The sequence below is a fragment of the Amycolatopsis sp. CA-161197 genome (assembly GCF_050942255.1).
Taxonomy (GTDB): domain Bacteria; phylum Actinomycetota; class Actinomycetes; order Mycobacteriales; family Pseudonocardiaceae; genus Amycolatopsis.
On sequence record NZ_CP192059.1, the window covers coordinates 5,254,879 to 5,264,273 of the forward strand.

At 71.3% G+C, this 9,395-nt stretch carries 8 protein-coding genes and 1 pseudogene; 4 read left to right on the plus strand and 5 right to left on the minus strand.

Going from position 1 to position 9,395, the window contains the following annotated elements:
- Nucleotides 1-153: 153 nt before the first annotated feature.
- Nucleotides 154-588, plus strand: coding sequence for a hypothetical protein (locus tag ACQPXB_RS24675; RefSeq protein WP_432844587.1), 435 nt, complete (start codon nucleotides 154-156; stop codon nucleotides 586-588).
- 51 nt (nucleotides 589-639) lie between these two features.
- Here the strand turns inward: ACQPXB_RS24675 and ACQPXB_RS24680 are convergent, their stop codons facing one another.
- The 4 genes from ACQPXB_RS24680 to ACQPXB_RS24695 are packed head-to-tail and all read right to left on the minus strand — an operon-like array spanning nucleotide 640 to nucleotide 4,532.
- Nucleotides 640-822 (minus strand): ferredoxin, encoded by a 183-nt coding sequence (locus ACQPXB_RS24680; protein ID WP_432844588.1) that lies wholly within the window; start codon nucleotides 820-822, stop codon nucleotides 640-642.
- 14 nt (nucleotides 823-836) lie between these two features.
- A complete protein-coding gene (locus ACQPXB_RS24685) occupies nucleotides 837-2,006 on the minus strand; it encodes a cytochrome P450 (protein ID WP_432844589.1) in 1,170 nt (389 codons plus the stop codon).
- 27 nt (nucleotides 2,007-2,033) lie between these two features.
- The gene (locus tag ACQPXB_RS24690) at nucleotides 2,034-3,092 is read right to left on the minus strand and encodes a DegT/DnrJ/EryC1/StrS family aminotransferase (protein WP_432844590.1); all 1,059 of its coding nucleotides are present in this window, start codon (nucleotides 3,090-3,092) and stop codon (nucleotides 2,034-2,036) included.
- Nucleotides 3,093-3,119: 27 nt separating this feature from the next.
- A complete protein-coding gene (locus tag ACQPXB_RS24695; protein WP_432844591.1) occupies nucleotides 3,120-4,532 on the minus strand; it encodes a glycosyltransferase in 1,413 nt (470 codons plus the stop codon).
- A gap of 223 nt (nucleotides 4,533-4,755) precedes the next feature.
- Here ACQPXB_RS24695 and ACQPXB_RS24700 point away from each other — a divergent pair, with 223 nt between their 5' ends.
- Nucleotides 4,756-6,162: a class I adenylate-forming enzyme family protein gene (locus ACQPXB_RS24700; protein ID WP_432844592.1), complete on the plus strand. Its 1,407-nt coding sequence runs from the start codon at nucleotides 4,756-4,758 to the stop codon at nucleotides 6,160-6,162.
- Nucleotides 6,159-7,124, plus strand: coding sequence for an ACP S-malonyltransferase (locus tag ACQPXB_RS24705; RefSeq protein WP_432844593.1), 966 nt, complete (start codon nucleotides 6,159-6,161; stop codon nucleotides 7,122-7,124). Before ACQPXB_RS24700 ends, ACQPXB_RS24705 begins: the two co-directional genes overlap by 4 nt.
- A 100-nt stretch (nucleotides 7,125-7,224) precedes the next feature.
- Here the strand turns inward: ACQPXB_RS24705 and ACQPXB_RS24710 are convergent, their stop codons facing one another.
- Nucleotides 7,225-8,877 carry a flavin monoamine oxidase family protein gene (locus ACQPXB_RS24710; protein WP_432844594.1) on the minus strand — a complete coding sequence of 551 codons (1,653 nt, stop codon included), beginning with the start codon at nucleotides 8,875-8,877 and terminating at the stop codon, nucleotides 7,225-7,227.
- 173 nt (nucleotides 8,878-9,050) lie between these two features.
- Between ACQPXB_RS24710 and ACQPXB_RS24715 the strand changes: the two are divergent.
- Nucleotides 9,051-9,338, plus strand: a pseudogene (locus ACQPXB_RS24715) (acyl carrier protein); the annotation flags it as partial.
- Nucleotides 9,339-9,395 lie beyond the last annotated feature (57 nt).

The following is a 9,395-nucleotide window of genomic DNA, read 5'->3' on the forward strand; positions in this document are numbered from 1 at the left end:
GGTCATCGCCGTTTCGACCCCGGCGGCGACCAGGCCCGGCCCAGTTCCGGGCTTTTCTCGTCGCGGGGTTTTCCCCGGCGGAAGAACGGGTAGAGATCACGGACACGCGACGACGGGAGGCCTCATGACCAGTGCCGTGGCGGTGTTGCCCGGGTGGCTGCGGGCCGGTCGGCTCAGGCGCCCGGCTGGGTGCGCGCGCCGTGGCCCGCCGAGGACGACCGGTCGCTGGCCCTGGTCTTCCGCGCCGCCCGCGGTGCGGGGATCTCCCGGCGCTCGGCGGCGCGCCTGTGCCGCCGGCTGGTCCGCGAAGGCCACCTCGCCGAAGGCCGCGACCGGCTGCTCGCCGCGTTGCACGACACCCTGCGGCCGCGCGTGCCGGCGGAACGCCTGGCCAAGGCGACGGCCGACGCCTTGCTGCTCGACGCGTTCCAGACCCTGCCCCACGGCCGCCGCGGCCTGCTCTGGTCCGCGTTGCGGGAGCGGCGCACCGCGGCAGAGCTGGCCGCCGAGTCCGGGCTGCCCGCGCAACGCGTGCACGAACAGCTCCGCGACGCGCTGCGCGAGCTCGCCGCCTGCCGGCCCGCCTGACCGCACGAAAGAGCCGCCCCACGGCGTGTGGGGCGGCTCTTCGGAAGAGCTTCAGTCCTTGAAGGACAGTGCTCCGGACGGGCAGGTCTGCACCGCGTCGCGCACTTCGGCGTCCGACCCGGGTTCCGCGACGACGGTGACGATCCCTTCGTCGTCCTGGTCGAACACGTCGGGCGCGTTCAGCACGCACTGGCCGGCGCCGACACAGCGGCCGCGGTCCACCTCCAGCTCCATCACGGTCTCCTTCCTCACCAGCGCACCGGCAGGCCGTGCAGGCCGAAGAGCACGCCGTCGTACTTGAAGGGCAGCTCGGCCACCGGCGCGTCGAGCGCGAGCGTGGGGATGCGCTCGAACAGCGTCCGGTACGCGATCTCCAGCTCGGCCCGCACGAGGTTCTGCCCGAGGCACTGGTGCACGCCGTAGCCGAACGCCACGTGGTGGCGCGCCGAGCGGCTGGGGTCGAACTCGGCCGGGTTCGAGAACGGGCAGCCGTCGTGGTTGGCGGCTGCGATGAGCGGCACGATGCCCTCGCCCTTGCGGATCAGCTGGCCGCCGATCTCGACGTCCTCGGTCGCCACGCGCAGCGCGACCAGGTCCGCCACCGAGTGCAGCCGCAGCATCTCCTCGACCACGCGGTCGTCGCCGATCCAGTCCGGGTTCAGCAGCAGCGTGACCACGCCGAGGGCGATGTTGTTGGCCGTGGTCTCGTGTCCGGCGATGAGCAGCAGCATCGACACCCCGGACATCTCGGCCGGGCTGATCGCTTCGCTGGCCAGCAGCTGCGTGATCAGGTCCTCGCCGGGGCGCTTCTTCTTGATCGTGATGAGCCGGCCCAGGTAACGCAGGATCTCCTTGCCCGCCTTCTCCTTCTCCTCGTCGGTGGAGAAGAAGGAGACCAGCGTGCGCGTCTTCGACTCGAAGAACTCGTGGTCGGCATACGGCACCCCGAGCAGCGCCGAGATCACCAGGGACGGCACCGGCAGCGCGAACTCGGCCACCAGGTCCGCGGAGTTCCCGCCGGCGAGCATGGCGTCGATGCGACCGTCGACGATCTCCTGGATGGCCGGGCGCAGCTCGCGGATCTTGCGCACGGTGAACTCGGGGATCAGCGTCTTGCGGAACCGGCCGTGCTCGGGCGGGTCGAGGGCGACGAACCAGCCGGGCACGTCGGGCACCCCGCCCGTGCGCCCGATGCGGGGGAAGCCTTCATGACCCGGGTTGGAGCTGATCCGCGGGTCCGTGAGCACGGCGCGCACCTCGTCGTGGCGCGTCACGAGCCACACGGTGTTCCCGCCGGGCAGCTGCGACCGCACCAGCCCGGTCTGCTCGCGCAGCCGCGCGTATTCCGGCGGCGGGAACGGCGCTCCCTCCCGGCGGGCGGGGAACTCGACGAGGGTCGTCGACTCGGCGCTCGGCATGGCAGGTGTCTCCCTTCGGACGGGCGCTCAGCCCGCCTGGTAGAACTCGCGGACCTTGCCCGTGATGTGGTCCTGGTCGGCCTCGGTCAGCCCGGTGTGCGTGGGCAGGTAGAAGCCGTCTTCGGCGAAGGTGTTCGCCTTGAGCTGGGGCCAGACCGGGTCGAGGTACAGGGGCTGGCGGCTCATCGGCTTGAAGAACAGCCGCGTCTCGATCCCGTTGTCGGCCAGGAACGCGCGCAGCTCCTCGCGGCGGGTGGCGCGCAGGTCGTACATCCACAGCACGTCGCGCGGGGGCATCAGCGTGATGCCGTCGATGCCCGCGAGGCCGGCGTCGTAGCGGGCCTCGATCTTGGCGCGCTCGGCGATGATTTCGTCCAGGCGCTCGGTCTGGGCGAGCGCGACGGCGGCCTGCATGGCCGTCATGCGGAAGTTGTAGGCGAGCTTCTTGTGCAGGAAGCTGTGGTCGCTCGTGAACGCCATCGCGCGCAGGTGCGCCATCTGGCCGGCCAGGTACGCGTCTTCGGTGAGGCAGATCCCGCCCTCGCCGGCGGTGATGATCTTGTTGGCGAACAAGGAGAAGCACGCGATGTCGCCCACCGGCTTCACGCCGTGGGCCTCGGCGGAGTCCTCCACCACGCGCAGGCCGTACTGGTGCGCCAGGTCCATGATCGGGCCCATCGCGCAGGCGCGGCCGTAGATGTGCACCGGCATGATCACCTTGGTGCGCGGGGTGATCTTCTCCTCGATCAGGGCCGGGTCGATGTTGAGGTCGTCACCGCAGTCGACGAACACGGGCGTGGCGCCGGTGTAGGTCACGGCCCACGCGCTGGCGATCATCGTGAACTCCGGCACGATCACCTCGTCGCCGGGACCGACGCCCAGCGCCCGCAGCGCGAGCGTGAGCGCGGTGGTGCCCGACGAGCACGCGACACCGTGGGCGCTGCCGTTCCAGGCGGCGAACGCCTCCTCGAACCGCCGGACGAACGGGCCCTGGGAAGAGATCCAGCCGTCGCCGATGGTCTCGGTGACGTAGTCGAGCTCGTGGCCGGTCAGGTGCGGCCGGGACACCGGGTACTGGTACGCCATGGAGAGTCCTCGCTCGGGGTTCGGGGGTCAGGGGCGCGCGAGCAGCGCGAGCACGGCGTCGGCGGCGGCTTCGCGGCCGCCGGCTTCGCGTTGCGCGCGGGAGAAGTGCTCGGCGCGCGTGCGGTAGCGCGACTGCTCCAGCACGCGGGTCAGCTTGTCGGTGACGTCGTCGGGGTCGAAGGTGTCCGGCCGGTCGAGGGTGAGGCTCACGCCGGCGTCGGCGCCGCGGACGGCCTGGTCGTAGCAGTCCACCCAGAGCGGGCGGATGACGAGCGGCTTGCCGAAGTAGATGCCTTCGTGGAACCCGTTGCCGCCACCGTGGTTGAAGAACACCTTCACGCTGGGATGTGCCAGCACGTCGAACTGCGAGGGCACCCAGTCCTCGATGCGCAGCGTCGGCGGCAGGTCGGCGGGCAGGAAGTGCTGCTGCTCGCTCGGCAGTTTCCACAGCACCGAATGCCTGCGCGAGCCGAGGCGGCGCGCCACCTCCACGAGCGAGGCGACCTGCTCACGGGTGAGCCGCGTGATCGTGCCGAATCCCATGTAGACGACGGAGTCCTGCGCGTCGAGCCACGCCGGGAGCTCCTCGGCGCCGGGCGCCTGCGGCAGCGGCGGCACGAGCGCGCCGACGAGCTTCATGTGCTCCGGCACGGGGAAGGGGTAGTCGAGGCCGGCGACGGAATAGCACAGCACGAGCTGTGCGTGGTCGATGCGGGACATCACGCCGCCGGCCTCGGGCGCGATGCCCAGCTCGGCGCGGACCTCCTTGTCCTTCGCCAGCTGCTTCGCCATCTCCGGCTTGAGGAACATCGCCAGCGTGCGCAGCTTGAACAGGCGGTTCTCCCAGCGCTGGCGCGCGGTCATGCGGTAAGGCAGGCCCGAGTGCGGCACGGGGAAGTCGCGGCCGGTGTAGCTCTTGGCGAACGGCGTGTAGGCCGTGAGCATGGTGCTCGCCATGAACGGCACGCTGAGCACGTAGGGGATCCCGCGTGTGATCGCCAGCTCGAACGCGAACTGCGACATGCTCTCGATCACCATCAGCGCCGGCTCGATCTTGTCGACCGCGGCCTCGAGCTTGCGGTACTTCGCCACCCGCAGCCCGGGGTCGAGCGTGTGCTCGATGACCGCGCGGTGGGCCTTGAACCGCGAGCGCTGCGTCACGGCGCGGTAGGTCTCGTCGTCCCAGGTCACCGCCGACATCTCGGGGACGACGTCGCCGAGGGAGGCGAACTCGACGATGCTGCGCGCGCCGTCGCCGCCGAGCTCTTCGACGGCGCCGCGCCGGTTCTCGTCGGTGGCGAACCAGAGGTCGGGCACGCCGCGGCGGGCGAGCTCGCCGGCCAGCGTGAGCACCGGGTTCAGCAGCCCCGCCTCGGGTGAGCTGACGAACAGGATCGGCCGCCGGAGGTCCGGGTCGGCGGGGTCGTCGGTCTCGTGCACGGGTTTCTCCTCGGCTCGGTGCTGCCCACGTCCGGACTCTGTGATCCCACGCGGGGGCCGGGAAAATCCCTAGAACCGGCGGCGAAACGCGTCCGGGAGCGCGGTTTCTGGGGGTTTCCCTTGATCGCCGCGCGGAAACTGGGCTTCGGGTGGGGCCGTCCGGTGACGGCGCCCGGGGGGAGCAACCCATTCCACGCAGGGTCGAGGAAGAGGTTCACCGAACATGGCGATGATCTGCGGGACGGACTCCGTCCGCACACTGACCGACCTCGAACGCGACGCCGTGAAGATGGCCGAAGAGCTGGCGTCGCGGGGGATCGGCCGTTCGGATCGGGTGCTGCTGAAGGCGGACAACTCGGTGGGCTACCTGACCGCGCTGCTCGCCTTGATGCACGTGGGCGCGTCGGTCGCGCTCATCGACCACCAGGAGAAGCCCGAGTCCACCGGCGAGCTGATGGACCGGGCCGGCGTGGTGCTGTGCGTGACGGACGAGAACGCCGAGCTGCCCGAGGACACCGACGTCAGCCGGATCACGATCTACGAGCTGGCCCTGGCCTCGGCCGGGCGCACGCCGAAGGCGACGCTCGACACCACCTCGTGGTCCGAGCTGCCCGACGGGTTGCTGATGTGGTCGTCCGGCTCGACCGGCAAGCCGAAGGCGATCGTGAAGTCCGGCGGCTCGTTCCTCGAGAACCTGCGCCGCAACATCGACGCGGTGGGGCACCGGGAAAGCGACGTACTGGCGCCGTTCCTGCCGTTCTCGCACCAGTACGGGCTGTCGATGCTGCTCATCGCGTGGCTCACGCGGTGCTCGCTCGTGGTGGCCCCCTACCGGCGGCTCGACCACGCGCTGAAGATGGCCGACCTGTGCGGGGCCACGGTGTTCGACGCGACGCCCGCGACCTACCGCAGCATGCTCAACATCGCCCGCAAGCGCCCGGCGCTGCACGCGACGCTGAACCGCGCGCGGATGCTGTGCGTCGGCGCGGCGCCGCTGATCCCGGGCCTGGTCGACTCCTACGTCGGCGAGTTCGGCAAGCCACTGCTCGACAGCTACGGCAGCACCGAGCTGGGCAACGTCTCGTTCGCCACGACCGACAACCCGGTGGCCACGGGCCGCCCGGTGCGCGGCGTCGAGCTGAAGATCGTGGACGACAACGGCGTCGAGCTGCCCGCGGGCGAGACCGGCGAGATCCTGGTGCGCACGCCCGACGTGATGGCCGGCTACCTCGACGAGTACGGCCAGGTCGACCCGGTGCTCGGCGACTGGTTCGCGAGCGGCGACTTCGGGATCCTCGACCGCGGCGGCAGCCTGCACGTGCTCGGCCGCAAGCGCGCCGTGCACCGCGGCGGCTACACGCTCTACCCGGACATGATCGAGCGGCGCGTGGCCGAGACCGGCTGCCTGACGAAGATCGTCGCGGTGCCGTGCGAGCGCTACGGCAGCCAGCTGATCGCGTTCGTGGAGGACGAGAAGGACCGCGACGCGGCGTTCTGGCGGGCGCGGATGGCGGAGGTGCTGCCCGCGTACGAGGTGCCGAGCCGCGTCGTGGTGATCGACGCGTTCCCACTCAACCGCAACGGAAAGCCCGACAGCAAGCGGCTGCAGGAACTGGCGGTCACGGCATGAGCTCGCCCCACCCGGCGCCGTCCCCGCTTCCCGGCGGGGGCGGCGCCGCCGCGGTGTTCCCGGGGATGGCCGCGGCCTCGTACGCGGATCTCGGGCGGTTCCTCGTGCTGGACCGGTACGCCCGGCCACTCGTGCGGGCGGCCGACGAGGCGCTGGGCGATTCGCTGCTGACCGGATACCGCGCGGAGGAGTCGACGTACGGGCCGTTCTCCCAGGTCGCGTTCCTCGTGGCGTCCCTCGCCTGCGCCGAGCGGGCCACGGCCGAACTGGGCCTGCGTCCGGACGTCTGCGCGGGCGCGAGCTTCGGCCACCGCCCGGCCGCCGTGCTCGCCGGGGCACTGTCCTTTCCGGACGCCGTGCGGCTGACGGCGGACCTCGCGCGCTGCGAGGTCGCGTATTTCGGGGAGCTGGGCGAAGAACTCGTGACGCAGTGTTTCGTCCGCGTGCCCGACGGCGTCGTGTCGGCGTTGCTGGCGGACTTCGCGGAACGAGGGGAGTGGCTCGAGCTGTCGGTGGAGCTGGGCGACGGCTCGGTGATGTTGTCGCTGCCGGAGCGCCTGCTCGACGAGGTGATCGCCACGATGCGCGAGGCCGGCGCGTACGTGATGCAGACGATGCGCCCGGCCGTGCACGCCCGACGCTTCACGCCGCTGCGCGAGCTGGCCACCCCGTTCGTCGACCGGTGCGCCCTGACCGACCCGGCGCTGCCGCTGATCGCCGACCAGGACGGCCGCGTGCTCCGCACCGCCGCCGAGGTCCGCACGATGCTGCTCGACACCTTCGACCACCCCGTGGACTGGCCGGCGATGGTGACGTCGCTGGCGGCCGGGGGAGCGGCCACCGCGTTCGTGACCGGCCCGGACCAGCTGTTCCACAAGCTGGCGGCGACGAAACGCGCGTTCGCGACCGTCGTGCCGGTGACGCCGAAGACCGCCCAGCGGCCGGTCACGCAGGGGGTCTGAAAACCACCGAAGGCCCGCCCCGATCACGGGGGCGGGCCTTCGCTGTGTCCACCGAGACTTGTGTATAACGAACTATACAGCTCGCGATGGGTGCCGCGGCTCAACCGGGAAGCTCGACCGGAGCCAGCTCGGCGAAGACATCGCCAGGACCGGGGTTGGCCGGGAAAGTCGTGCCACCCAGGTGGTCGAGCACGCCCCACACCGCGTTGAGCGCCGTGGTGACGGCGCCCTCGGCGAAGCCGGCCGTCCAGGAGATGTCGTCGCCGCAGAGGAAGAAGCCGCGGCGGTCCGGCGGCAGGTCGTGCTGGCGGAACTGGGTGAACAGGCGGCGCTGGTAGCGGTACTGGCCGGGCAGGTTGGCGCGGAAGGCACCCATGAAGTGCGGTTCGCGCTCCCAGCTGATGGTGACCGGGTCGCCGATCACGTGCGACGCGATGTCCACACCGGGGTAGATGGACTCGAGCCGGCGCAGGAGCACGGCCAGGCGCTCGTGGTCGTCGAGCGTCGCGAACTTCGCCGAGTCGTCGTTCCACGTGTAGGACAGGCACATCACGCCCGGGCGGTCGGGGCCGTGGTCGAACAGGTACACGCCGCGGGGCGAGCGATCGGTGAGCGTCATGCCCATCACGTCGTGGCCACCGTCCGGGTCGGCGTCGAGCCAGAACGGGCGGTCGGTGAGCACGAAGAGCTTCGACGAGCTCATGTAGTGCGTGCGCTCGACCGCGGTCCACTCGTCGGTGGTCAGCAGCGGTTCGTGGCAGTCGACGCGGCCCAGCAACGCCCACACGTGCGGGGTGAACACCACCGCCGGGTAGGCCTCCGACCGCCCGGTCGCGTCGGTGACCACGAGGTCGCGGCCCGCACGGCGGATCTTCGCCACGGACGGGCGCGGGCTGCCGCGGTGCAGCGCGGCGAGCGAAGTGCCTTTCGGCCAGAACACCGTGTCCGGCGAATGCGTCCACAGCCCGCGCGGCACCTGCTGCGCGCCGCCGACGATACTGACCTGGTCCACGTCGGCGTGGGTGTAGACCACGCGCAGGATCTCCAGGATCGAGTTCGGGAAGTCGGTGTCCCAGCCGCCGGTGCCGAAGCCGACCTGGCCGAACACCTCGCGGTGGCGGAACGAGTCGAACGCGCCGGAGCGGGCGAGGAAGCCGTAGAAGGACTCGTCGTCCAGCTCGGCGACCAGGCGGTTCCACACGGCCTTGATGAGGCCGACGTCGCGGCGCAGGATCGCGTTCTCCATGGTCGAGAGCTCGGCGCGATCCTGCAGCGCCTTGTCCCACGCGTCGGCGACCTCCTGGTACACCGTCGGCAGGTCGCGCGCGGTGCGGGCGCGGTGCACGGTGCCGCCCAGCTCGATCACGGTGCTGGGGGTCGTGGGGGCGAGCGGGTTCGGGAACGGCCGGGTCTCGAGCCCGAGCGCCTCGATGTAGTGGAACAGCGTGGTCGCCGACGGCGGGAAGCGCATCGCGCCGAGGTCGGCGACGGCGTGCTCGTGGTCGCCGAAGGTCACCGACCGCATGCGCCCGCCCAGCTCGCCCGCCTCGTAGACCACGGGCCGCAGCCCGAGGCGCATGAGCTCGTACGCCGCGACCAGCCCGGAGACCCCGCCGCCGACGACGGCCACGGGCGTGCCGTGCCGGTGGGCCGGCAGTTCGCCGAGGCCGGCCGGGTGGGTCACCCAGCGGTCGTAGCCGAAGGGGAAGTCGGGCACGAGCATCGTCATCCGCTCGGTCGCGGCCAGCGTCATTTCGGCACCTCATTCTCCGGTGATCGCCTCCGATGGTGCGGGCGCGCGGTCCGGGAAAACCCGAGAGATCCCGGCGGGAAAGGGCCGTCGTCTAAGGGAAAGTACAGCGGGACCGTCCCTAACATCCGGGCACGATGGGTGTCCTCCTGCCTGCTTAGGGGTGGTTCTGCGTCATGACGAGCGAAGCCTTCGACGAGCACGTCGACCGACCGGCGCTCCTGGAGCGCATCGGGAGCGGAGCGCGTGAAGACGCGGTGCGGGTGCTGACCGGCCTGGTCCGGCAGCACCTGGCCGCGGCGCTGGACGGCGATGTGTCCGGAGTGGACGATCCGGCCCGCGGGTTCGCGGAGCTGGGCGTGAGCTCGCTGGCGGCCGTGGAGCTGCACCGCCGCCTGGTGGCCGACACCGGCCTCGCGCTGCCGGTATCGCTCGTCTACGACCACCCGACGCCGCGCGCGCTCGCCGAGCACCTGGCCGGGCTGCTGCGCGGGGACAGCTCCGACGACACCGCCCCGGCC